This is a genomic window from Methanohalophilus sp. WG1-DM (assembly GCF_004104135.1).
Classification (GTDB): domain Archaea; phylum Halobacteriota; class Methanosarcinia; order Methanosarcinales; family Methanosarcinaceae; genus Methanohalophilus; species Methanohalophilus euhalobius.
Map to the genome: position 1 here is coordinate 44741 of NZ_RRBA01000006.1, position 25759 is coordinate 70499.

General features: G+C 43.6%; 22 protein-coding genes. 14 read left to right on the top strand and 8 right to left on the bottom strand.

Annotation, left to right across the window (positions count from 1 at the left end; all coding sequences use genetic code 11):
• Window positions 1-87 precede the first annotated feature (87 nt).
• Window positions 88-747 (bottom strand): NAD(P)/FAD-dependent oxidoreductase, encoded by a 660-nt coding sequence (locus CI957_RS05755; protein WP_128754428.1) that lies wholly within the window; start codon window positions 745-747, stop codon window positions 88-90.
• Window positions 748-760: 13 nt separating this feature from the next.
• The gene (locus CI957_RS05760; RefSeq protein WP_096712244.1) at window positions 761-1144 is read right to left on the bottom strand and encodes a ferritin family protein; all 384 of its coding nucleotides are present in this window, start codon (window positions 1142-1144) and stop codon (window positions 761-763) included.
• Between the two features lie 155 nt (window positions 1145-1299).
• Between CI957_RS05760 and CI957_RS05765 the strand changes: the two genes are divergently transcribed.
• The 5 genes from CI957_RS05765 to CI957_RS05785 all read left to right on the top strand — a co-directional run bounded on the left by CI957_RS05765 (window position 1300) and on the right by CI957_RS05785 (window position 6037).
• The gene (locus tag CI957_RS05765; protein WP_096712243.1) at window positions 1300-1995 is read left to right on the top strand and encodes an RNA methyltransferase; all 696 of its coding nucleotides are present in this window, start codon (window positions 1300-1302) and stop codon (window positions 1993-1995) included.
• A gap of 71 nt (window positions 1996-2066) precedes the next feature.
• Window positions 2067-4157, top strand: a complete 2091-nt coding sequence (locus CI957_RS05770; RefSeq protein ID WP_206631046.1) for a minichromosome maintenance protein MCM — start codon at window positions 2067-2069, stop codon at window positions 4155-4157.
• A 10-nt stretch (window positions 4158-4167) separates the two neighbouring features.
• Window positions 4168-4458: a DUF424 domain-containing protein gene (locus CI957_RS05775; protein ID WP_128754430.1), complete on the top strand. Its 291-nt coding sequence runs from the start codon at window positions 4168-4170 to the stop codon at window positions 4456-4458.
• 20 nt (window positions 4459-4478) lie between these two features.
• A complete protein-coding gene (locus tag CI957_RS05780) occupies window positions 4479-5123 on the top strand; it encodes a hypothetical protein (protein WP_128754431.1) in 645 nt (214 codons plus the stop codon).
• Complete coding sequence (locus tag CI957_RS05785) at window positions 5120-6037, top strand: coiled-coil protein (RefSeq protein ID WP_128754432.1); 918 nt, start codon at window positions 5120-5122, stop codon at window positions 6035-6037. Before CI957_RS05780 ends, CI957_RS05785 begins: the two co-directional genes overlap by 4 nt.
• 2 nt (window positions 6038-6039) lie before the next feature.
• Here the strand turns inward: CI957_RS05785 and CI957_RS05790 are convergent, their stop codons facing one another.
• From CI957_RS05790 to CI957_RS05810, 5 genes are all read right to left on the bottom strand, one after another.
• Window positions 6040-6501 (bottom strand): S-layer protein domain-containing protein, encoded by a 462-nt coding sequence (locus CI957_RS05790; RefSeq protein ID WP_164909041.1) that lies wholly within the window; start codon window positions 6499-6501, stop codon window positions 6040-6042.
• Window positions 6502-6578: 77 nt separating this feature from the next.
• Complete coding sequence (locus CI957_RS05795) at window positions 6579-7547, bottom strand: biotin--[acetyl-CoA-carboxylase] ligase (RefSeq protein ID WP_128754433.1); 969 nt, start codon at window positions 7545-7547, stop codon at window positions 6579-6581.
• 51 nt (window positions 7548-7598) lie between these two features.
• Window positions 7599-9095, bottom strand: a complete 1497-nt coding sequence (locus CI957_RS05800) for an acetyl-CoA carboxylase biotin carboxylase subunit (protein WP_128754434.1) — start codon at window positions 9093-9095, stop codon at window positions 7599-7601.
• Window positions 9096-9113: 18 nt separating this feature from the next.
• A complete protein-coding gene (gene oadA, locus CI957_RS05805) occupies window positions 9114-10844 on the bottom strand; it encodes a sodium-extruding oxaloacetate decarboxylase subunit alpha (RefSeq protein WP_128754435.1) in 1731 nt (576 codons plus the stop codon).
• A gap of 181 nt (window positions 10845-11025) precedes the next feature.
• Window positions 11026-11484: a hypothetical protein gene (locus tag CI957_RS05810; protein WP_128754436.1), complete on the bottom strand. Its 459-nt coding sequence runs from the start codon at window positions 11482-11484 to the stop codon at window positions 11026-11028.
• A 164-nt stretch (window positions 11485-11648) separates the two neighbouring features.
• Between CI957_RS05810 and CI957_RS05815 the strand changes: the two genes are divergently transcribed.
• Both CI957_RS05815 and CI957_RS05820 read left to right on the top strand, forming a co-directional pair.
• The gene (locus CI957_RS05815; protein ID WP_128754437.1) at window positions 11649-13070 is read left to right on the top strand and encodes a 26S protease regulatory subunit; all 1422 of its coding nucleotides are present in this window, start codon (window positions 11649-11651) and stop codon (window positions 13068-13070) included.
• A 60-nt stretch (window positions 13071-13130) separates the two neighbouring features.
• On the top strand, window positions 13131-16538 hold the full coding sequence (locus CI957_RS05820) for a DNA polymerase II large subunit (protein ID WP_096712233.1): 3408 nt from the start codon (window positions 13131-13133) through the stop codon (window positions 16536-16538).
• Here CI957_RS05820 and mmp10 read toward each other — a convergent pair whose 3' ends face one another.
• Entirely contained in the window at window positions 16539-17771 is a 1233-nt protein-coding gene (gene mmp10 / locus CI957_RS05825; protein WP_128754438.1) for a methyl coenzyme M reductase-arginine methyltransferase Mmp10, read from the bottom strand.
• A 289-nt stretch (window positions 17772-18060) separates the two neighbouring features.
• Between mmp10 and mcrB the strand changes: the two genes are divergently transcribed.
• From mcrB to proB, 7 genes are all read left to right on the top strand, one after another.
• Window positions 18061-19365: a coenzyme-B sulfoethylthiotransferase subunit beta gene (mcrB, locus tag CI957_RS05830; protein WP_096712231.1), complete on the top strand. Its 1305-nt coding sequence runs from the start codon at window positions 18061-18063 to the stop codon at window positions 19363-19365.
• A gap of 29 nt (window positions 19366-19394) precedes the next feature.
• Window positions 19395-19889, top strand: coding sequence for a methyl-coenzyme M reductase operon protein D (mcrD, locus tag CI957_RS05835; RefSeq protein ID WP_096712230.1), 495 nt, complete (start codon window positions 19395-19397; stop codon window positions 19887-19889).
• A gap of 5 nt (window positions 19890-19894) precedes the next feature.
• Entirely contained in the window at window positions 19895-20506 is a 612-nt protein-coding gene (mcrC, locus tag CI957_RS05840; RefSeq protein WP_096712282.1) for a methyl-coenzyme M reductase I operon protein C, read from the top strand.
• A 4-nt stretch (window positions 20507-20510) separates the two neighbouring features.
• Window positions 20511-21266, top strand: coding sequence for a coenzyme-B sulfoethylthiotransferase subunit gamma (mcrG, locus tag CI957_RS05845; RefSeq protein ID WP_128754439.1), 756 nt, complete (start codon window positions 20511-20513; stop codon window positions 21264-21266).
• A 5-nt stretch (window positions 21267-21271) separates the two neighbouring features.
• Entirely contained in the window at window positions 21272-22993 is a 1722-nt protein-coding gene (gene mcrA, locus CI957_RS05850; protein WP_128754440.1) for a coenzyme-B sulfoethylthiotransferase subunit alpha, read from the top strand.
• Between the two features lie 136 nt (window positions 22994-23129).
• Entirely contained in the window at window positions 23130-24473 is a 1344-nt protein-coding gene (locus CI957_RS05855) for a glutamate-5-semialdehyde dehydrogenase (protein ID WP_128754441.1), read from the top strand.
• 23 nt (window positions 24474-24496) lie between these two features.
• Window positions 24497-25639, top strand: a complete 1143-nt coding sequence (proB, locus tag CI957_RS05860; protein ID WP_164909042.1) for a glutamate 5-kinase — start codon at window positions 24497-24499, stop codon at window positions 25637-25639.
• The last annotated feature ends 120 nt before the right edge of the window (window positions 25640-25759 follow it).

Sequence of the window (25759 nt, forward strand, 5' to 3'; positions counted from 1 at the left end):
GTAACAATTGTATTTAAATATTTTCATTATGCAAAAAACAAAACAGGAGAGGAGAAATAGAAAAAGGAAAGAATAGAATCCTTTAAATTACAGGCCTATTTCCCTTTTGAAATTTTCAAGACCCATATCATCGATCATGCGTCCGATCCTGTGCTTTTTTGTGTGGGTCTTGTAAAAGCTGACAATCTTATCAACGAGTTCTTTGACTTCATCATCATTCAGTTCATCAGCTATCACATCACCAAGTCTTGGACTAATTCCTGCATTACCTCCGACCATCAAAGTATAGCCTTTCGGGGTACCCATGATACCTATATCCCTGACAGCAGGTTCGGAACATGAATTCATGCAACCTGAAACCGCAATTTTGAATTTAGAAGGAAGTTGCATTCCGTGGTATTTCTCATCCAGTTCAAGGCCGAGAGTTACAGCATCCTGCTGACCACGTTTACAGAAAGTGGTACCCGGACATATCTTAATACTTCTCACACATAGACCTATTGCAGCAGCTGGTTTCATATCCAGGTCATCCCAGGCATTGTCTATATCGTCTTCCTTGAGACCTACAATACAGACACGCTGAGCAGATGTCAGTTTAATGGCAGCTGCACCATATTTATCTGCAGTGTCAGCAATCTTACGCAACATATCAGGTGATACAATGCCTCCAGGTGTTTGGGGGGCAATCGCGAATGTTTCACGGTCCCTCTGGAGAATGGCACCCTTTTCAAGAATATCTTTTGACATTAATAATCCCTCATTAGCACTCTTTTTCCAATCTTTTCAGCAGACCTTTAAGGCCTTCTTTATGCCTTGCCTCATCAAAGGAAGCTTTCTCGAAGAAAAGAGCTGCCTGTGCATTACCTTCATCCCTGGCAATTTTAGCAGCATCACCTTTTTCGCCTTCTGCCATGGTTTCACCTTCAAGCATCATCTTGATGTTCTCAATTGTGGTATCTTTGATCAGACCAAGAATTTCTGCAGTCTCTGCGGCATGCCAGGCTTCATCCATTGCAATCTGGCGTAAATAAACTGCGACTTCAGGGTAGCCTTCCCTCTCTGCCAGTTTTGACATGGCAAAGTACCATCCAACTTCTGTCGTTTCCCCTTTGAAAGTATCTTTCAATATTTTCTCAATACTCATAAAATCACTCCACAATAATGCTGTTAGAGCAGTAGAAAGTAGATTGTTCGTATATTATATAACATTTTTTGGCATGAAATATTGCATCAACCCAACTACAAACAGACAACCATTCGCAAGATATTATAGCAAAGAGCGTATTCAAAAAGCAAGACATGTCACCGCAAATTAGAATCGTACTTGTAGAACCTCTATACCAGGGAAATGTAGGTTCGGTCACACGCTCAATGGAAAATTTCGGATTTGATGACCTGGTTCTTGTAAATCCCTGTAAACTGGAAGGACAGGCAAGAGCAATGTCATGCCATGCAAGTGATTTACTGGAAAGTGCTCCAAAAGTAGACACATTGGAAGAGGCTATTGAAGATACAGATATAGTAATTGGTACATCGGGGATTGCAGGTATAAAAACCGACCAGCACATACGTATGCCTGCATACACTCCATCCGAGATACGGGATAAATTCAGGGAAACTAATGGAAAGATTGCCTTCCTTTTCGGAAGAGAGGATAATGGATTTACCCGGGAAGAACTCAAAAGATGCGATATGATCATGACGATTCCGACATCAGAAAAATACCCCATCATGAACATCTCCCATGCAGCAACAGTTGCAATGTATGAAATGAGCAATCTGGAAATCGGAGAGAGACCGATTGCTAATGGTTTTGATCTTCAATTGTTATATGACCATTTTGGACAGGTGCTTGCAGATATAAAACACCCCGAACATAAGATGGAAAAAACTTCAATTATGCTAAAAAGAATATTCGGACGTGCAGAACTGACACCACGGGAAGTACAGACATTAAGAGGTGTACTCAGGGATATACAACGACAAAAGAAATGATACACACGAAAGATAGATAAAGCTTGTAAGTTTTTATAATCCGAAGTCAAATCTGGTATGCACTGATATTAATGACGGAAGAAAAATGGGAAAATAAATTCCGGGATTTTCTTAAACGATATTGCTGGCATGATATACTTAAACTTGCCAACGAATACCCGGAATTACGAAGTATAGAAGTAAATTTTACAGATCTGGAACAATTCGACAGGGAACTTTCCGAAGAATTATTACAAACGCCGGATGAGGTTATCCCCTCGGCTGAAGAAGCTCTTAAACAAATTGAGCTCCCTGTTGAGAAACAACTGGATGATGCACACATCCAGTTTACCAGCATTCCAAACAAGGTCACGATACGTGACCTCAGGAGCAATCATCTTCTCAAGTTCATTGCAGTTGAAGGAATGGTCCGCAAGGCAACCGAAGTACGTCCAAAGATTACCAATGCGGCATTTTACTGTATGAGGTGTGAAACAGTAAATTATATACCCCAGAGCGGACCAAAATTCGTGGAACCCGGCGAATGTGAAGAAGAGAGTTGCGGCAAAAGAGGGCCATTCAAACTTCTCATTGATAAATCCAATTTCATCGATGCCCAGAAGCTTCAGGTACAGGAATCCCCCGAAAGTCTCAAGGGAGGAAGTCAGCCCCAGAGTATTGATGTCGATGCCGAAGATGAACTGGCCGGCATTGTGAAACCAGGTGACCGTGTAGTAGTAAACGGCATCCTCAGGTCCCACCAGCGAACCACACGCGAAGGGAAATCCACATTTTACGATCTTGTCTTACACTGCAATTCCATAGAATACCTGGATCAGGAATTTGATGAGCTGGATATATCTCCGGAAGAAGAAGACGAAATAATAGAACTTAGCAATGACCCACAGATATATAATAAAATTATAAAATCCATAGCGCCTTCAATTTATGGTTATGAGAATATCAAAGAAGCGCTCACTTTACAGCTATTCTCAGGAGTCCCAAAGTCCCTGCCCGACGGCGGACGTATAAGGGGAGACATCCACCTGTTGCTTGTAGGAGATCCCGGTATTGCAAAAAGTCAATTACTCAGATACATGGTGAAATTATCCCCAAGAGGTGTGTTTGCTTCAGGTAAGAGTGCCTCATCAAGCGGACTTACTGCAGCAGCGGTAAAGGATGATCTGGGAGACGGCCGCTGGACACTGGAAGCAGGTGCTCTGGTTATGGCAGATATGGGAATTGCCGCAGTGGACGAAATGGATAAAATGAGCAGGGAAGACAAAAGTGCGCTCCATGAGGCAATGGAACAACAGACAATCTCTGTGGCAAAAGCCGGCATCCTGGCAACACTAAAATCACGTTGTGCCCTGTTAGGAGCGGCAAACCCCAAATACGGGCGTTTTGACAGATACGAAGGACTTGCAGAACAGATCAATATGCCCCCAGCCCTTGTATCCAGGTTTGACCTGATTTTCGTCCTGCTTGATGTACCTGATACAAAAATGGATACCAGTATCGCAAACCACATTCTGAAATCCCATTATGCCGGAGAACTCTATGAACAATGGGACAAATTACCCACCTCAACAATAACACAGGAAAAGGTTGATTCTCACCAAAAGGTTATCCTACCTGAAATCGAGACGGAATTATTGCGCAAATACGTTGCCTACGCACGCAGAATGGTCTACCCCATTATGGAAGAAGATGCAAGGCAACATCTGGTCAATTTCTATCTCGATCTACGTAAGATGGGAGAAAATAAGGATTCTCCGGTACCTGTCACTGCAAGACAGCTGGAAGCACTGGTCAGGCTTGCTGAAGCCAGCGCTCGAATCAGGCTTAGCAACACTGTGTCCCTTGAGGATGCAAAACGGACCACAAAAATTTCCCTTGCCTGTATGAAACAGGTTGGAGTTGACCCTGACACCGGAGCTCTTGATGTGGATGTTATAGCTTCCGGTACGAGTAAAAGCCAGCGTGACAAGATACACATACTTCAGGATATTATAAAGCATGTAAGTCAGAAACATGCCGGCAGTAAAGCACCTTTAGATGAAGTCTATGAAGAAGCCTCAGCTGAAAATATAGATAGGGAACATGCAGAGGAGCTTATTCAGAAAATGAAACGAACGGGTGATTTGCTGGCACCTGATAAAAAACATATAAGATTGGTATGAGGAAATATATATGTACCTCAAAGAACACCGAACCAGAGACAGACTGATCGTTGCTGCCTGTGACCAGGAATTAATCGGGCAAAAATTGAATCAGGGAGATGTTGTTGTCGAAATAACAGAAAGTTTCTATAAAGGGGACATAGTATCTGAAAAACAAGTGCAATCTGCACTTGGAAGGGCAACCAGTGCTAACCTGTTTGGCAAGAAAACAATTGAATGTGCCCTTGAATGCAGAATGATCGATCCTGAATCAATAATTACTATTAATGGCGTGCCACATGCGCAATTATACAGAATATAAGATTACGAAAGGTTTTTAAGATGAATGAGAGTGCAGTTGAAGAAAATTCACCCTTCCCTGGAAAAGAAGGATTGGTGAAAGGTGTGATTGAAAAACACCAGAAGTTTCTGAATGAGTACAATGCTGAGTACAGTAAACTTGAGGATGAAGTGAAAAAACTCGAGGATACAATAAGCAACTCTATAAAGAAAAGAGAAGAAGAGAAAAACCGTTTAGAAGTACTCAAAGAGAAAAAACAGCAATTGTATCATCAGGCAAATAATCTGCTGGGGGAGATGTTCACCACCTGTCCTGAAGAACTTGATAATCGGATTATGCACTCCACAAATGATGACATAGAGGAGTTAAAAAGGACAAGGCAGCTGGAAAATGAAGAAAAAATTATTCAAGATGTGCTGGGAAAAATAGCCAAACTTGAAAACGATAACACACGTGAATATACCAGCCAGATAGAAGCCCGCATACAAGAAGCCTCAAAAGCTTCCTCCGAAATAGAATCCCTGAAAAGATCCATGGAAAAAGAGGAAAACCTGGACCAGATCCATAAAGAACTTGGTGAAAAAAAACCCAGGTATAATTGGTTGGAAAGAAGGATCAAAAGCCATAAAGAAGCACTTGAGTACTGGAAAAACCAAAAAAAAGCGATTGAGGGGGATGTTGCATGAAAGATGTATCTTCAATGACAGAACGCGAACTTAAAGATACTGTAAATAATTACAGGAAAGAGATATCCCAGCATGAAAAGAGCTTAAAAGGAGTTTTCAAAGAGCTCAAACTTCATAAAACTAATATTGATGAACTCAAAGAGAAAAGGAATGAGCTCAATGCAAAGGTCAGGGAACTTGCAAAAAAGGCACGGGAAGAAAAAACGCAACGTGATGATATCAACAAGAAGATAGCTGATTTGAAATCCAGAAGGAATGAAGTTGCTGGTGAAAGGAATAAGGTCGTAAAAGACATAAATGATCTCAAAAAAAAGCGTGATCAGTATAACGAACAATCAAAGGGGAGTTTGGAAACCCTTTCTAAAGCCTATGCTGAAGACCTTGATAAATTTCTCAACGCTGACATCCCCCTGAAGCACGAGCAAAATCTTTTTGAAAAACTCAACGAACTGGAAAAGCGTCTTGAAGCAGCAAAAGCTGCCAATCATTTCCACAAACAGGTCATCAATATTTATGAAAATACCAGGGATATTGGTGATGAGGAAAGAGATGTTTCAAAGGAAATAAAACAACTTGCAGAAAAATCCCAGCAACATCATTTGAATATGATAAAGTTATATAACCAGGTCGATGAAATCCGTAAAGAAGCGGATAAATTCCATTCACAGATCAAAGAAACCTATCAGGTAATTGCTCCTACCCGTGAAAAGATAGATCCTCTCAAAACAAAAATATCTAATTTGAGAGATGAACTGAGCATCTATCTTGATAGATTGAATGATATACAGACCCATAAAGACGAACAAAAAAAGAGTGATCAGCACGTCGCCGCAAAAGAAAAATTTGAAAAGACCGGCAAACTCAGTCTTGAAGAACTGAGAGTCCTTATGGATAAAGGAGATATCAAACTCTAAAATTACCTGTGTTCATAAACATAGGGCAACAGAAGTGCAAACAGAATCAGGAGTGTCGGATTTAAAAAAGGCACTCCCTGCTTTTTAGATTCATTTTCAGATGTATTTGGCACCTTATTCTGCATCTTTTCATCATCCGGATTATAAGGATATCTGTGATCTACATATTGATAAACCGGTTCAAAAGTTACCAGCTCACCACTGGAACCATAATATATCCTATCCATTGTAATATTGAATACCGTTGATGAATTACTGGAGTAGATAAATACCTCATCCCTACCCAGAATGGAATCCGCTACACTTTCATCATTCAATGAAAGGGACACCCATACCCTTTCACTTTCGGGATTGACATACTTGACATGCAGAGAATAATCCTGCTCAAAATCGAAACTCTCTCCAGCTTTGACATACACGGAAGTCCCATTGAGAATTACTTCCGAATCCCCGGCAGTTACCACACCACATAAAAGAATACTACATAGTATAAAAAAATAAAAAATTTTAAAATACGGAATGTCCTTCATCACAATCCCCGTCAGATGTAGATGCAGCGGCCAGACATAATTTCTTCGGTTGAACCATCATTTTTCTGCAAAAGCAAACCTCCGGAGGGGGTTATCCCAATTGCTCTGCCCTTCATCATTTTAGAAGGAGTGACAATACGTACGTTTCTACCAATAGTATCCGAAGAATCTATCCATCTTTCCATTAATTCCTCAAAGGGTTGTGTCTTGAAATGGATATAATACTGTTCCAGATTATAAAGTAAAGAGTGGACAAATTCAAGCCTACCCACATAGGTACCAAGCTCATCACTTATGGTTGTGGAACCATCCCGGATTTCCTTCGGCAACATATCGGTATTAAAGTTTAAATTAATTCCCAGACCCAGGACAATATATTCAACCCGATCTATTTCAGCTTCCATTTCTGTAAGTATTCCACAAATCTTTTTGCCGTTGACAAGCACATCGTTTGGCCATTTCAGAGACGGGTTAAGACCGATTGCTTTCAGGGAATCAATCACAGCAAGCCCACCCACAAGAGTCAATCTTGAAGCATCCGCAGGAGCTATCGATGGCTTAAGAACTATAGACATCCATATCCCCCCTTGAGGAGATACCCAATCAAACCCTCTTCTCCCACGTCCTTTTTTCTGGACTTCCGCAATTACAACCGTGCCTTCTTTTGCATCTCCTGCAATTGTCTTTGCATAATCGTTGGTGGACTCAAGTTCCATAAAATGCTGGATGTCCTTACCTAAAATATCTGTTTCAAGACCTGCTTGCACAAGTTCTGGCAAAAGAGAATCAGGAACCGAGTTTAAAATATAGCCTTTACCAGGCGATGAGATGATTGAATACCCCTGGCTTTGAAGCGACTGAATGTATTTCCAGACCATTGTCCTGGAAATTTCCAGTTTCCTGCCAATCTGTTCCCCGGAAATAGGCTTGCCCTCTGTCTGAGAAAGAAGACGTATCAATTCAATCTTTTTATTCTCCACAAAACTCCCCGTAATAAAGAAAGAGCGACAGATAAAAAAAGTTATCTGTCGTCATTCATCTGAGCCTTTCATATCATGCCTTTTTGCAGCATTCATATATGAACCAACTGCAGTGCTGATTGCAGCAATCTTCTTGTTGCGATCCTCAAGAGCAGAAGAAAGAGTTGCACATCTTTCACTATCAGATACAGCAACCTTTTCTAAAGCTGAAAGCACATTGTGGTCATCAATAAAGTGTGTTGTTAGCTCCCCTTTTACGAATGCATCAATGGACAAAACCGTTCTGTGGAAAGGAATGTTGGTTTTAACCCCTACAACCACATATTCATAGAGGGCTCTTTTCATACGTGCAATGGCTTCCTCACGATCACATCCCCATACACAGAGTTTGGAGATCATTGAATCATAAAAGGGAGGAATAACATAACCCATATGGACACCACTGTCCACCCTCACACCGGGGCCACCTGCCGAACGATACCTGCGTATCTTACCGGGCGAAGGGGCGAAATCATTCAACGGATCTTCGGCATTGATACGGCATTCAATAGCCGAGCCTCTGATCTCAATATCATCCTGGGTAAAGGGTAATTTTTCATCACAGGCAACACGCAACTGCTGCTTTACTATATCAATGCCTGTAACAAGCTCCGTAACTCCATGTTCTACCTGCAAACGTGTGTTTACTTCAAGGAAATAATAATCACCCTTTGAATACAGGAATTCAACAGTACCGGCATTTACATATCCTATTGTTTTGGCAGCTTTTACAGCAGCCTCACCCATATCCTTGCGAAGTTCAGGAGTCATTATGGGAGAGGGGGCTTCTTCAATCAATTTCTGGTGTCTTCTCTGAATGGAACATTCACGGTCACCGAGATATAGACAATTGCCATGAGAGTCAGCCAATATCTGTATTTCAATGTGGCGTGGTTCTTCAAGATATTTTTCAATGAAGACGGTTGAATCACCAAATGTAGAAGCTGCAACATTACGTATGGATGAAAGTGCCCGGGTCAGCTCTTCTGGAGTATAAACAACTTTCATGCCTATACCACCACCACCGGCCGAAGCTTTCACCATCAAAGGGTATCCGATGGATTCACCTATTTCAATTGCCGTGGCATCATCCTCAACAGCTCTTCCATCACCGGGAACCACCGGTACACCGGCCTCGATCATTGCCGAACGGGCAGTGATCTTACTACCCATCTTTTCTATAACTTCACTCGATGGACCGATAAACCTGATGCCTGCTTCTTCACAGGCACTGGCAAATTTCGAATTCTCCGAAAGGAAACCATACCCCGGATGAATTGCTTCTGCCCCTGCTTTTTTGGCCACATCGATAATTGCATCTATATTCAGATAACTCCTGGAAGAAGGGGGTGGACCTATGCAGTACGCCTCGTCCGCATATTTGGTAAAAAGGGCATTGCTATCGGCTTCGGAATACACCGCAACCGTGGACACATCAAGTTCCTTGCAGGCCCTCATTACCCTGATCGCGATCTCACCTCGGTTTGCAATCAGTATTTTCTTAAACATCGAATACCTCCGGCTAAATCACTCAATGATCATAATCACATCATCTGTTGCCACGGAATCACCTTCAGCAACAAGGATTTCCTTCACCACACCACCATGCGGTGAATTGATGGCATTTTCCATTTTCATTGCTTCAATGACACCAATTTTCTCTCCCTCTTCAACATTATCTCCAACGTTGACGTCAACTGAGAGTACCATACCCTGCATATGACAGGTTACAGCACCAGAAGAAGATGCTGAAGCAGAAGGAGTCTTTGGGCTGCTTTCCTCGACTGCAACAACACTACCATCTATTGGTTCTACCTGTACCTCAAATACTTCATTATCCACTTCCACCTTGAATCTGGTAGGTATGGAAACCTGAGACAGAGGTGGTGATGCAGTTTGTTTGGCAGGTGCAAGTTTTTCTTCTCTGGACTCACCACGCAGGAATTTCGGAGCGATGGAAGGATACAGGATATATGTCAATATGTCTTCTTCCTTTTTGACAAGACCCATTTCTTCGGCTTCTTTTTTCCTTTTATCGTATTCAGGTTCAAGCAGGTCGGCCGGCCTTACATCGATTGGATCTTCTTCACCAATTATCATTGCAATGATATCATCACTGATAGGTGATGGTGAACGGCCATAGAGACCTCGCACGTAATCCTTGACTTCCTTGGGAATAACTTTGTACCGCTCCCCCATGAGAACGTTAAGGACAGCCTGTGATCCCACGATCTGACTTGTAGGTGTTACAAGAGGTGGATATCCAAGTTCAGCCCTGACTTTGGGCATCTCTTCCAGTACATCATCATACCTGTCAAGAGCGTTCTGCTCCTTCAACTGGGATACAAGGTTGGAAAGCATACCTCCCGGAATCTGATACAATAGTACATTGGTATCAATCTGCTCGGATATTGGATTGATTTCCCCGCTGTATTTGGACTTGATATCCTTGAAATAACGGCTTACTCCGGCAAGTTGTCCAAGATCCAGACCTGTATCATAAGGTGTTCCTTGCAGTGCAGCCACCACGGATTCTGTGGGAGGCTGGGAAGTACCCCAGGCAAAGGGAGACAGGGCAGTATCCAGTATATCTACACCTGCATCACATGCCGCCATGTAAGTCATAGGAGCCATGCCTGATGTACAGTGGCAGTGCAGATCTACAGGCAGTCCAACTTCCTTTTTTAGAGAACTAACCAGTTCTTTGGCTTCATGCGGTGTCAAAAGGCCTGCCATATCTTTGATACAAATCGAATCACAATCCATAGCAGCCAGCTCATTAGCAAAATCCACATACTTTTCAACGGTGTGAACCGGGCTTGTGGTGTAACTGATAGTACCCTGTACGTGGGCTCCCAGTCCTTTTGCAACGGTAATTGACTTTTCCATGTTACGTATATCATTAACAGCATCGAATATACGGAAGATATCAATTCCGTTTTCATAGGCCTTGGTCACGAACTTTTCAACCACATCATCGGAATAATGCCTGTATCCGACAAGATTCTGTCCTCTCAGAAGCATCTGGGCATATGTGTTATTCATATGGTTTTTAAGTTCACGCAGCCTTTCCCAGGGGTCTTCATTGAGGTACCTGATGCAGGAATCAAAAGTTGCTCCTCCCCACATCTCGAGAGAATAATATCCAATTTCATCCAGTTCTTCAATAATAGGCAACATACTCCTCGTGCGCATCCTTGTCGCAAGAAGCGACTGGTGCGCATCCCTCAGAATTGTTTCCGTTATTTTAACTTTCATAGAATACCTCTTCATGTCCTCTTATTGATAAGTCTGATTGGCCATACGGGTCAAAAATATGCCAGTAATAGCATACATGCAATAAGTAGAATTGTAACTAATTATGCATGAACTTTTATGTAGTTTCTGGTGGAAAAGGCAGACAGTAAAAATAAAAAAGAAATATAGACAGGGAATTATATCAGTAGAATCCCAGCCACTGGGACACCTTCAACACAAATTTGCCCACTGAAAGAGATACATTTTTTGTAAAGCTTGGAGAAGTTATCTCAATATTCCCTCTGTCATAAGCATCCAGAAAAAACTGTGCAGGGGAAGGAGAATCAATTATAGACCTTGCAGTGTTTTCATTAGTGTTAACAATAAGAGTCGGTCCAAATTCTTCACCATCTTCCAGTTCCCCAAACTCAACTATACTGGCATCGCTTGTTACTACTTTGAGATTCAGGGTTGAACCATTGTTCATATCTACTATGACATGAATACGCTCATTCCCCAGCATGCCTTTCAGGGAAGAGGGGACATTATCCGAATTGGCATTGTATTCATCCACCTCACTTTTCATGTCATCAACAATCGTGGCACCTGCAGACATGGAAAAGATAAATAGGGCCATTAGAATAGTTATAAATTTCTTCATAGTAGTCACCTCTCAATAAACATCAATATAAATTTGAGTTTAATATTAGTTATATTTATTCCTGCTAAATGAGGAAAAGGCCTCTCAATTCATAAAACACCATCAGAAAAACCACCATCTAAATGGCGCAACCTTTTTAAAATACGGAAATCAAACTTTGAAATATGCCTTTTAAGATAAACAGTGATGTCCTGAACATGAAGGATTATAATAACCTATTTTTCTCAATCAACGAAGAAAGTGTTGTTTCATTACTTTCTCCCCTGCATACAAGGGATGAGATTTATGAAATTTCAGCTGTCCTTGTGTCTCCAAATTCTTTCAACGATGAACTTTATGATATATACGGAAGAGTTGTGCTCGGGGAGCAAGCAAGTGCTGAAAAAACCATCGAATTATTAAAAAGAGAACTTCCAGTAGCTAAATACTCAATCGAAGGCACAAAAAAAAGTTTACGCATATTCAGCAAGGAAAACAAAAATCTCTACATACTCAGTTATACCAAAAAGACATTCAAAATATCCTCAACCTCAATTCTTGACCCTGCCGAATTAAAAGAAAACATTCCCGTATTCCTGAAAATACTCGAGACACTTGTAAACTGTGGATATGAAGCCGGCGAGGGAGAAAGTGATCTATCCCTTGTGCCAATGCCCCAAAGAGAACCTGAATATAAACCCCATTCGTTTGAAGAAAAGGAAGGAGAAAAAACAGGAGAAGAAGGGAAATTCGAAGTCATACCTCGCGAATTTTTGGATATAGATTTTGAAGATGTAGGGGGATGCAAGGAAGCAAAAGAGCAACTAATGCTAATCGACCTGGGAATACGTTTTCCTAAAATATATGAGGTTTACAGGGCAGAACTACCTCGTGGAATTCTGTTATATGGCCCGCCTGGCACCGGGAAGACCATGCTTTCAAAGGCTGCTGCAAAAGAACTCGATGCAAACTTCTATTCCATAAATGGTTCAGATATACTTTCCAAATGGTACGGAGAATCAGAGAAAAACTTGAATGCCCTTTTCGAAAAAGCAAAATCTAGCAGCCCTTCGGTAATTTTTATTGATGAAATTGATGCATTAATGCCCCAGAGAGACACTTCACATGAGGTTACAGTAAGGATAGTATCCCTTCTTTTGCAGGAAATGGATGGGATCGAAAGTACAAAGGGAGTGATCATTATGGGTGCTACAAACCGTCCCAACCATATCGATCCGGCATTCCTGCGCCCGGGAAGATTTGATTTGAAAATGGAGGTGCCCCTCCCTGATGAAAAGGCCCTACAGGATATCTATCATATACACCTAAGTGGACGCAACCTGGAGGAAGGAATGGATTATGAGAAGCTGGCAAAGGCCAGCAAAGGACTAACCGGTGCTGACGTTAAAGGGATAGTAAATGCCTGCGTGTTTAACAAAATCGTCAAATTGCGCAAACAGATGCCTGATGTCATAACCCGCTCGGACTTAATAAATATAGAAACCGAAACCCTGACCACCGATGATGTCCTCAAAAGCATTGAAAAATACAAAAAAGAGATCAATACACTTGTCATGTCCCCTGAGGCGGCAGGTATGTATGCCTGAATTTTCCTATGGCAGACTTTTTTTACTATACCACATATTGATTGTGAAAGGCAGATCATAATGGGAGACATTGTAGTAAGCGAAACCATGCAGAAATACTTCGACCTGATGGAAGGAGTGCTGCACAATGAAATTGAAATAGCAAACAGGGCACGTTCACAGGGAAAGGATCCAAAACCCGAAACAGAAATCCCCCTGGCAAAAGATCTTGCAGACCGGGTAGAAAATCTCATAGGGGTTGAAGGTGTAGCCGGGCGTATCCGGGAACTGGAAACCGATCTTTCACGGGAAGAAGCAGCCCTGGCACTTGGAAAAGATATCGCTGCCGGCAATGTGGGAAATTTTGATACAAAACGTGAGGCAATAGAGAGCGCCATCCGAGTGGCGATTGCAATGCTTACCGAAGGCGTAGTTGCCGCACCAATTGAGGGGATCGACAGGGTCGACCTGGGCAAAAATGATGATGGTACAGAATACATCAAGATATACTACGCAGGACCTATACGCAGTGCCGGTGGTACGGCACAGGCCCTTTCTGTACTTGTGGGAGACTATGTAAGAAGAGGAATCGGTGTTGACAGGTACAAGCCACGCAAGGAGGAAGTGGAGAGATATGTCGAAGAAATATTGCTATACAGACAAATTGCCACCCTCCAGTACATGCCCTCGGAAGATGAGATACGTCTTATCGTTGATAATTGTCCGATTTGCATAGATGGAGAGCCCACTGAACAGGAAGAAGTTGAAGGTTACAGAAACCTTGACAGGATCGAAACGAACAGGGTTCGCGGTGGGATGGCACTCGTACTTGCCGAGGGGTTGGCCCTAAAAGCTCCAAAAGTACAAAAACATGTGAACAAACTCAAAATAGACGGATGGGAATGGCTGGATACGTTCATTTCCGGAGGGAGTTCAGATGAGGAAGATAAAGATGAGAAAACCAAGGTCAAGCCCAAGGATAAATATATGCGGGACCTCATTGCAGGCAGACCTGTATTTTCCCACCCATCCAGGCCTGGTGGATTCAGGTTGCGCTATGGCAGGTCACGCAACACATCATTTGCGGCATCCGGCATAAATCCCGCAGGCATGGTCATAATGGATAATTTCATTGTTGCCGGTACCCAGCTGAAAATAGAAAGACCCGGAAAAGCTGCCGGAATGGCACCTGTGGATTCCATCGAAGGGCCGACCGTGCGTCTCTACAACGGAGATGTGCTTCGGATAGATGATGAAAAAACTGCAATCGAGTTACATTCACAGGTGGAAACCATCATAGACATTGGTGAAATACTTATCAATTACGGGGATTTCCTGGAAAATAATCATCCACTAATACCTGCATCTTACTGTGTGGAATGGTGGGCACAGGAATACTTAAAAAAAACTGGCCGGATTGCTCCTGAAAATCCAAACCAGCATGAAGTAATGGATATTTGCAATAATTACAATCTTCCCCTACATCCGGATTATACCTATACCTGGCATGACATTGAAAGAGAGGAATTTGTAAAACTTGCGGACTTCATTGCTAAAAATGGCATAAAAGAAGACCAGGGAAATCGACTGTTACTACCTGAAGGAAAAGCAAAGGAGCAGGGAATAAAAACGATCCTGGAAAAACTTCTCGTATTACACCGGATTTATGATAGCAAAATTGCAATCGACAATCCTTTGCCTTTTATAAATTGTCTCGGACTTGGAGAGGATCTGAAAAAACAGTGGGAAGAATTGCCTTGTGAAGATATCCTTGGATGTGTTATTAGACTCTCAGGGTGGACTGTCAGAGAGAAAGCACCAATGCGCATTGGGGCAAGGATGGGAAGACCCGAAAAAGCTAATCGGCGTAAGATGTCCCCTGCCCCGCATGTATTGTTTCCGATAGGGGAAAGCGGTGGAAACACCCGCATGCTCTCAAGTGCCGCATCCTATAAAGCCAACAACAACAGCAAAGTGGGCGAAATAAAAATAGAGATAGGAAACCGTATTTGTCCATCCTGTGGAATGGAAACCCATGAATTCAGATGTGAGTGTGGCACCCATACAATCCCAAAACTTTTCTGCCCCCGTTGTGGCAGGGCTGTCAATAAGGACATCTGTCCAAAATGTAAGGCCGCCACATCCTGTGTAACCGCACACAACATAAATTTCAAAACGGTATACGATAGGGCATTTGAGAGGCTAGGAGAACGAAATAAACTGGAATCCTTCAAAGGGGTAAAAAGGATGATGTCAAAGCACATGACCCCTGAGCCTCTTGAAAAAGGAATCCTTCGGGCAAAACATGACCTTTTCACATTCAAGGACGGAACTGTCAGATACGACATGTCCGACCTTCCCCTGACACATATCCGGGCCGATGAACTGGGAACCACAGCTGAAAAACTTCTTGAAATGGGATATGAAACAGATATTCACGGCAATAAACTGGAGAGGGATGACCAGGTTGTAACCCTTAAAGTACAGGATTTGGTAGTGTCCCGGGGTGCGGCAGAGTACATACTTCAAACTACAAAATACATTGATGACCTGCTGGTGAAGTATTACGGACTTGAACCCTATTACAAAGCAGAAACTATAGAGGACATTATAGGGGTGATGCTAATCGGTTTGGCTCCACACACATCCGCTGGAGTCCTGGGCAGATTGGTAGGATTCACAAAATCATCTGTAGGATATGCACATCCTTTCTTCCATGCAGCAAAACGGCGTAATTGCGATGGTGATGAGGATTGTGTGATGTTGCTTATGGACGGCCTGATTAACTTTTCACATGAATACCTGCCTGATAAAAGAGGAGGAAAGATGGATGCCCCCCTTGTGCTTACAACCAGGATTGACCCCAGTGAAGTCGATAAGGAAGCACACAATATTGATGTTTGTTCCTCTTATCCCCTGGAATTTTATGAGACTACCTTGAATTATACAAATCCCAAGGAACTGGAAGAAACCATGGACCTGGTCAGCAGCAGATTAGGGACCCCGGCACAGTTTGACGGATTCATGTTTACACACGATACTTCGGATATTGCCGCAGGGCCGGTCAAAAGTGCATACAAGACGCTGGGTTCTATGGTGGAAAAAATGGATGCCCAACTCTCCCTGGCGGAAAAAATACGTGCAGTTGATGTGGCAGATGTGGCTGAAAGGGTTCTTGTATCGCACTTCCTCCCCGATCTTTTTGGCAACCTCAGGGCATTTTCCAGGCAGGGGATGCGGTGTGTCAAATGTGGCGGAAAATTCCGAAGGGCACCGCTTACTGGTACATGCCCGCATTGTGGCGGGAGAGTCATACTGACTGTTCATGAAGGAGCGGTCAAGAAATATCTTGAAGTGTCACTGAAGGTTGCAAAAAAGTATAATGTTTCAAGTTATACTCAGCAGCGCATCGAACTTATCGGATACGATATCGAATCTTTGTTTAAGAACGATAAATCAAAACAGATGGGACTTGCTGATTATATGTAATTATTGCACAGGAAGTCCAACTACGTTTATGTGCTGGATAAGCTCGGTGAGATTCTCGATTTCAAAAGAAAGAACTTCTTCCCTATCCAGACCAATGGACATTTCGCCGTCATAGGTGAGCTGGTCCGGACCTCGTCTGATAAATCTCTCCACACCGTCATTTGAAAGGATCGATTTTATCTCAGGATCATGAGCAAGCGTGCGCCCTGGAATCATTACAGTTTCTTTTATCTGCGACAGGTCAAGTGCCTGGAAATCCTCAATTGTGATAAGGCATCCAATATCTTTGCCTGTTGCCACAACATTGACAGGTGCATTCAGAGCCTCGAAAACTTCCTGTAATCTCGGCTGGGCAGCTTTACTGGTAACAATAGTCGCGGTCTTTGTAACTTCCGGGAGTTTGGACAGTGCTGCTTTGTCCATTCTTATAGCAAAAGGACAGCCAATAAGAGGATCTTCAAGAGGTGTACCGGTGATACGCAGATCAAATTTGTCTGCCGCATTTCTTACTATCGTCTCAAATTCCTCTATTGAATGTGTAGTGATGCCCTCCAGGACAGGGGAATTGCGCAGAATCAAACCTTCTTCACAACTGTTGGCAAAACGCATCAGTATTGCTCCCCTTGCACCCATTTCCTGAAGATCTGAAAGGGTTTCTTCCAGGATATTACCATCATTTACACCGGGAATCAGGACGATAGCGGCATATACTTCACATTTTTCACAGAAGCGGCGAAGAATTTCAATTGAAACTTCTGGCTCAGGGTCATTCATGTACTTGGCCCTGAGTTGAGAGTCGGTGGCAAAAACCGTAAAAGAAACCTCACTGACACCGTTTTCAATGTAAAAGGAAGCGTCATCGGGATCATCAAAGCCTTTTCCGCTTGTGTATCCCAGATGAATGGGCTTTTCAAAACGAGAAAGTGAACTGACAAGTTCCTTGAGCTCGAGGTAGCAGCTGATATCCCCACCCCCACTGATGGTAAATTTATCCGGTTCAGAAGATGAAAAACGTAAATTCTGGGATACATCCCTCATTACAATCTGCAGAGGTTTAAAGCCGGGATAGGATTCCCTTATACTACGTGTACAGTAATCACATCCCTTTGCAAAAGGAAAACAGTGCTTGCAACCAAAAGGTGGTACTTCCTGTACCTTCTTAAAGTAACAATATGAGCAAAACCCGCGGCAATCAGTTCCCGGACTGCCTCCGATATCAGCAACTATCTCCATGTGACCAAGTGGTAGAAAAAGATATTACTAAATCTTTGTGGTTAATTAAGTAAATACTCAAACCCAATTGAATATATATCATGAATAATTATTGTGTATTCTGTCTAGCCAAAAAACGAATGCAAAAGTTTTAAAGGCAAAAACTCCATTGCTGACATGAATAAATTGAAGAAAACCGACTGGAAGGCATTCTCAACCCGAAAGTGCTTAGAGCATATCCTCGCTCAAGCGTGGTTGCTTTCCAAATGGGGATTTTCTTTCCATTAAAAAACTTAAAGGAGGAAAATACGTGTCTGACAAAATAGACATCTACGACGACAGAGGAAAACTCTTAGAAAGCGGCGTTGCAATTGAAGAGCTCGCTCCTACAAGGAACGCAGCAATTCAGCGTATCATCGGAGACACAAAGAGGACTGTAGCAGTCAACCTGGGAGGTATTCAAAAATCTCTCGCAACCGGTAAGATGGGCGGAAAGGCTCGCCACATGCCGGGACGTGAAATGGAACTCGATATTGTCGAAAATGCTGGCGCAATTGCAGATTCCGTAAAGGAACTTGTACAGATAGACGGTGACGACGACACAAACATCGAGACTCTCGGTGGCGGCAAGCATCTTCTTGTTCAGCTTCCAACCGCAAGGCTCACCGCCGGTGCTGATTACTCTTCCGCACTTACCGTAAGTGCAGCAGCAACCGTCCAGACCATTGTTGACATGTTCAACATTGACATGTTCAACGCACCTGTGGTCAAAGGAGCCGTTTGGGGCAACTACCCACAGACAATGGATATGGCCGGTGGAAACATCGCTTCAATCCTGAACATCCCACAGAAGAATGAAGGTCTGGGATACTCCCTGAGGAACATCATGACCAACCACATTGCTGCAATTACAGAGAAAAAAGCAATGAATGCAGCCGCACTGTCTTCCATCTTTGAACAGGCAGGTATGTTCGAAATGGGTAATGCAGTCGGAGAGTTCGAGAGACATCAACTTCTGGGATTTGCATGCCAGGGCCTTAACGCCAACAACGTAGTATATGATCTTGTAAAAGACAATGGCAAAGACGGAACCGTCGGTACCGTAGTACAGTCTGTTGTTGAAAGAGCAATTGAGGACAATGTAATCGAAGTCGACAACACTGCTCCTTCAGGTTACAACTTCTACAAGGCAAACGATGTATCCATGTGGAATGCATACGCTGCAGCCGGCCAGCTTGCCGCTACAATGGTAAACTGTGGTGCAGGCAGGGCTGCCCAGAATGTATCATCCACAATTCTGTATTACAACGATATCATCGAGAAAGAAACTGGCCTGCCTGGCTGTGATATGGGTAGGGCACAGGGTACTGCTGTCGGATTCTCTTTCTTCAGCCACTCTATCTATGGCGGCGGTGGTCCCGGTGTATTCAATGGTAACCACATTGTAACCAGACACTCAAGAGGATTCGCAATTCCATGTGTATCCGCTGGTGTATCCCTTGATGCAGGTACCCAGATGTTCTCCATAGAGAAGACATCCGGCCTCATCGGTGACGTATTTGGTTCAATCAAAGAATTCAGAGAACCAATAAAAGCAGTCGCTGAATCACTCTAAACGAGTCAAAAAGATTGAAGGTACCAATAATGGAAACTTCTGCTTCAGACACAAAAAAACCCATACAGATCGAGATATTCCCAAAGCGTATGATTAAACCCGATACCGTAGAGAGGCTGCTCAATAAAATTTGCAGTCTGGAAGGTATACTAAGGGCATTCATACAGGGGCCGCGCCTACCTACAAAAGTACCATTCGGACCTGCTGTCGGAACACCCGTACATCATCCATTAAGGACAAATGTACATTTTGGTGAGACCGAAATGGGCCTGGAAATACTTGTAGGGAGAATTACACTGGAACTTGCCGAAAAGGAAGTCATGGAAGAAATAAATGTGATTTGTGAAGACACACTTCCCTGCGGTTTTGACATTAGAGAAGGGCGTTTCATCCAGACAAGGCAAACAGTTTCAGATTATGCAAAAAGAGGCCCTAAAGCCGATCCTGCCTTATACGGTCTTTATGACCCGAAAAGCAAGGTCGAATCACAGGTGAACTTCCTGAGAACAAATGAAAAGGAATGATTCAGATGTTTGACCGGGAAACTCAGGTTGTAGATTGCAGACACGGAATGGGCCTTGGCAAAGGAGGCGGACTTGCCCAGAGAGGCACACTCTCCGAAGCCGGCAGAACCGACGTAGTCGCAGTTGCTATGAGTCCCGGAAGACGCCATATCACCAAGCCTGTTTGTGAACTGACTTACGGAATGCGCAAAGAAGATATACAGGTAAGTGTGCTTGTGCTCAATTCGGGATCAGGAGAACCCGATAAACAGATGAAATCTGGTTCCTTCGGTATCAACCCGGAGGAGATCAAACAGATAAACAGGCACAAGATGGCAGTCATTCATACAGGAAACATTCGTGATCACGTTGTCAGGAAAGTAAGGGAAATATTGGTCTATGCAGAAGTGCCGGCAGTGGTTGTCTGTCAGACAATCGTGGACTTTGAAGATTTTGCAAAGGCCGGTATCCATACTAGATTGGTAAAACCTCAAGATAAAAACATCCAGACAAAGGGAAAAGTGATGGAGATTGTGACTGGAGTGACGCGAGGAGAAACTTGTCCAAGAGACAAGTTAAACGAACTCGTCAAAGCAGTGAAATCCACAATGAAATCAATTGATAACAAAGGAGTGTAATCATATGGCATATGAAGCACAGTTTTATCCCGGAGCAACAAGTGTTGCGGAAAATAGAAGGAAACACATGTCCGGTAAAGTCGAAAAACTCAGGGAAATCTCTGATGATGACTTAACCATTATTCTCGGACACCGTGTTCCCGGTACAGATTACCCAAGCACCCACCCACCACTGGCGGAAATGGGCGAACCAGAATGTTCCATCCGCGAAATGGTAGAACCTACAAATGGTGCAAAAGCAGGTGACAGGATCAGATACGTACAGTTTGTAGATTCAATGTACAATGCACCTTCCACCCCATACTTCAGGTCCTACAACGCTGCAATTAACTTCAGAGGCGTAGACCCGGGTACACTTTCCGGCCGTCAGGTCGTAGAAGCCCGTGAGAGGGACATGGAAGAACTTGCAAAATTCCAGCTTGAAACCGAAATGACCTGCCCTGCACTTGCATGCCTTCGTGGTGCCAGTGTACACGGTCACTCCCTCCGCCTTCAGGAAGATGGTGTAATGTTTGACATGCTCGAAAGAGTACGTCTGGAAAACGGAACCATCATCGTCCAGAAGGACCTGGTAGGAAGACCAATAGACAAGAAGGTCGATCTCGGAAAACCAATGTCCGACGAAGAAGCTGCAAAAAGGACCACAATCTACCGTGTAGATAACGTCCCATACAGGGAGGACAAGGAAGTCCTCGAATGGGTACACAGGGTCTTTGAACAGAGAACCATGTATGGATACAAGCCAGCTGTACAGGAGTGAGTAAAATGGCAGACGACAGAAAAAGAATGTTCCAGAAAGATTTAGAAAATAAATTCACAAAGGAGCACGGCACCAACAAGATGGGCGGCGGCGACATTACGGATATGAGAATTCCATATTACCGCCTCGGTGTCGACCAGAACCCCAGGAAACTGGAAATGAAGAAAGTAGGTAAGGAGATTGCAGAAAAGAGGGGTCTTGCAGGCTACAACCCCATGATGCACTGCGGTGGTATACCCCTCGGTCAGAGAGCTCTTACACCATCCTTCATCTCCGGTAATGATGACATGATGGTCGAAAATGATGACCTTCACTATGTCAACAATGCTGCAATGCAGCAGATGTGGGACGACATACGCAGAACCTGTATTGTCGGTATGGATATGGCCCACGAAACCCTCGAGAAAAGACTGAGTATCGAGGTAACCCCTGAAACAATCAACCACTACCTCGAAGTGCTCAACCACGCACTCCCTGGCGGTGCAGTTGTTCAGGAACACATGGTAGAGACCCACCCTGCACTCGTCGATGACTGTTACGTGAAAATATTCACAGGTGACGATGAGCTTGCAGACGAGATCGATGACCAGTTCCTCATCGACATCGACAAACAGTTCCCAGCAGAACAGGCAGAACAGCTCAAATCCTCTATCGGCAACACTACCTGGCAGGCAGCCCACATCCCAACCATCGTATCCAGAACAACAGACGGAGGTCAAACCACAAGATGGACTGCAATGCAGATCGGTATGTCTTACATTGCAGCATACGGAATGTGTGCCGGTGAAGCAGCTGTGGCAGACCTTTCCTATGCAGCAAAGCACGCAGGTGTTGTTAACATGGGTGACATGCTCCCAGCAAGACGTGCACGTGCACCAAACGAACCTGGTGGTGTCACTTTTGGTAACCTTTCAGACATCATCCAGACCAGCCGTGTAAACCCGGATGACCCTGCAAACGTAACCCTTGAGGTAGTCGGTGCAGGATGTATGCTCTACGATCAGATCTGGCTCGGATCCTACATGTCCGGTGGTGTCGGTTTTACCCAGTACTCCACTGCTGCATACACCAACAACATTCTGGATGACAACCTGTACTATGACGTTGAATACATCAACGACAAGTATGACGGTGCAGCCGACAAGGGTATCGACAACAAGGTCACCCCAAGCATGGATGTTATCAAGGATATTGCAACAGAGTCCACACTCTACGGTCTCGAGAACTACGAGAAATACCCTGTTGCACTTGAAGACCACTTTGGTGGATCCCAGAGAGCAACCGTCCTGTCCGCAGCCGCCGGTAGTGCAGGATCCCTTGCAACCGGTAACGCAAACGCCGGTCTCTCCGCATGGTATCTCTGTATGTACCTTATAAAGGAAGGTCACGGACGTCTCGGATTCTTCGGATATGACCTGCAGGACCAGTGTGGTGCAACCAACACATTCTCCTACCAGTCCGACGAAGGTCTGCCCCACGAACTCCGTGGTCCAAACTACCCGAACTACGCAATGAACGTTGGTCACCAGGGTGGCTACGCTGCAATCGCAGCCGCAGCACACGCCGGTCGTGGAGATGCATATGCACTCAACCCACTGATCAAGGTCTGTTTCGCCGACGAAATGCTCCCATTCGACTTCTCCCAGCCAAGGAAGGAGTTCGGACGCGGTGCGCTTCGTGAGTTTGAGCCTTCTGGTGAGAGATCCCTCATCATCCCGGCCAAATAAGCACAATATGAAGTAGGCGCCCTGCCTACTTCACCTACTATTTTATAACCCCCCCAATTAAATAGCTCAAAGCTTTTTTTATATGATGATCCTATTTGCTTTTGCCATAGTTACAACCATATAGTCAGGTGTTCCCATGACCGATAATACAGAGAAAAAAGTCATACCAGCAAAAGATGCCTCCATCAAACTTGCCAGCATAAATACACTCCTTAAAAATAAAGGGCTTGAAGCAATGGCAGAGGCCCTTGATCAAAATAGGAACTCAATACAAGAGGCAAACCGCAAAGACCTCGAAGCCGCTGAGCAGTTAAAAGATCAAGGGGAAATCTCACAGGCTCTTGTGGACAGGCTAAAAGTAAATGATAGCAAGATCGATGGAATGATCGCAGGTATAAAAGATGTCATGGAACTTGAAGACCCGACAGGCAAAACTCTCAGCTGCTTAGAGCTTGACGATGGACTGGAATTGTATCAGGTAAGTTGCCCGATAGGCCTTATAGGGGTTATTTTCGAGTCACGTCCTGATGTTGTTCCGCAGATCATGTCCCTCTGCCTGAAAAGCGGTAATGCAACGATCTTTAAGGGGGGAAGTGAGGCCTTAAATTCAAACCGTACTATTTTCAACATACTTAAAAATGCCCTGGAAGAAACCGGGGATATTCCTGCAACAGCCTTCCAACTGATGGAAACCCGGGAAGAGGTAATGGACATCCTGGCACTTGATTCCTATATAGACCTGCTTATACCCCGTGGGTCGAACGCTTTTGTGAAGTTCATACAGGATAACACCAGGATACCCGTACTGGGTCATGCAGACGGAATATGCCATGTCTATGTAGACAATGAAGCAGATATGGAAAAAGCGATTGATGTCTGCTATGATTCAAAAGTACAGTATCCGGCAGTGTGCAACGCAATGGAAACACTGCTTGTAAACAGTGATATCACAGGCAAGTTCCTGCCCGGAATGATCGAAAAATTCGTTAAAGCAGGTGTAGAGATCCGCCTGGATGAGAAAGCATACACTATTGCAGAAGATGCAGGCATCAAAGATGTAAAAAAAGCATCCTATGAAGATTGGAGCACTGAATATAATGATTTGATACTGTCGGTGAAAACGGTTGATTCAATAGGTGAAGCAATTGATCATATTAACAGGTACGGTTCCCATCATACGGATTGCATTGTCACCAAGAACAAGGACAAGCGCCGCACATTTGCCGATCTTGTGGATTCCTCAAGCGTCATGGTAAATGCCTCTACAAGATTTGCCGATGGTTTCAGGTATGGTAAAGGGGCAGAGGTTGGCATCAGCACAAATAAAATACATGCACGTGGACCCGTAGGAATGGAAGGCCTTTTGATATACAAGTATATTCTTCTGGGTAACGGTGACAGGGTATCCGATTATGCAGGAGATAATGCAAAACAATTTACCCACAGGAAACTGGATAAACAGATAAGCGACATCATTTGAAATAACATCCGGGGATTGTGATTTTGAACAAGAGAAAAGTCATCCTTGACAACGCAAAAAAAGTTGTTATCAAAATAGGAACAACTTCAATAAGTAATGATTGTGGAGGATTGAATGAAGAATTCATGAAACATGTAGCCTCACAGATTGCATACCTCCACAGTCTGGGAAAAGAAGTCATTCTTGTCAGCTCTGGCTCCATAGGAGTGGGGATTGACCTGATGCAACTTGGCTGTAAGCCACGGGAAATTCCGGTCCGACAGGCAGCAGCAGCTGTTGGTCAAAATATTTTGATGCAAAAATGGATGGAGGCTTTTAGTACTTACGATCTCAATGTTGCTCAGATTCTTTTGACCTATGACTCCTTTACCAGCAGGTTAACCTATCTCAACCTTAGAAACAGTATATCCACATTACTGGAATATGGGGTAATCCCGGTTATCAATGAGAATGACAGTACCTGCGTGCACGAGATAGAAGCTACCCTTGGAGATAATGACAGGCTTTCGGCAATGGTTGCCAGCAAAATGGAAGCCGATCTGCTGATACTCCTATCGGATATTGATGGTTTATATGATAAAAATCCTAAAAGGCACAAGGATGCTGTATTACTGAAAACTGTGTCTGAGATTACACCAACTATAGAAAGTTATGGAGGGAACCCTTCAAGTACAAAAGGGACCGGTGGCATGAGGACAAAGATAGATGCTGCCAAAATATGCAATATGGCAGGCTGCCATATGGTAATTGCAAACAGCTCTATCCAAAATGCAATCCTCAAAATAATGGAGGGTGAAGAAATCGGCACCCTGTTTTTAGCTGAAGGAGAAGTCCATAAGAACCGCATTCGATGGATTTTACTTGCTCATTCCTCAGGCACAATCGTGGTAGATGAAGGAGCCAGAGATGCGGTAAGAAACCGCATGAGTCTCCTGCCTTCGGGTGTAATTGGTTTAAAGGGTGATTTTGATCGCGGAGATATAGTAAAACTCGAGTGCAACGGGCAGGTATTCGGGAAAGGAATTACGGATTACACCTCAGATGAATTGCAGAAAATAAAGGGGAAACATACCAATATGATAGCAGATATCCTGGGATACAAAAATTATGACAATGTTTTAAACAAAGATAACATAGGGCTTTTTAAAGAAGGATTTAATATATAAGTATTAATATATAGCGTGTTAATAGCATCCTCACCAATATAAGCAAGGGATTTACAAAGACCTCTTGCATCCATCAAAGGTTTCAGCGATTTGCTCGTTAAAGGCGAGTAAGGAATAATT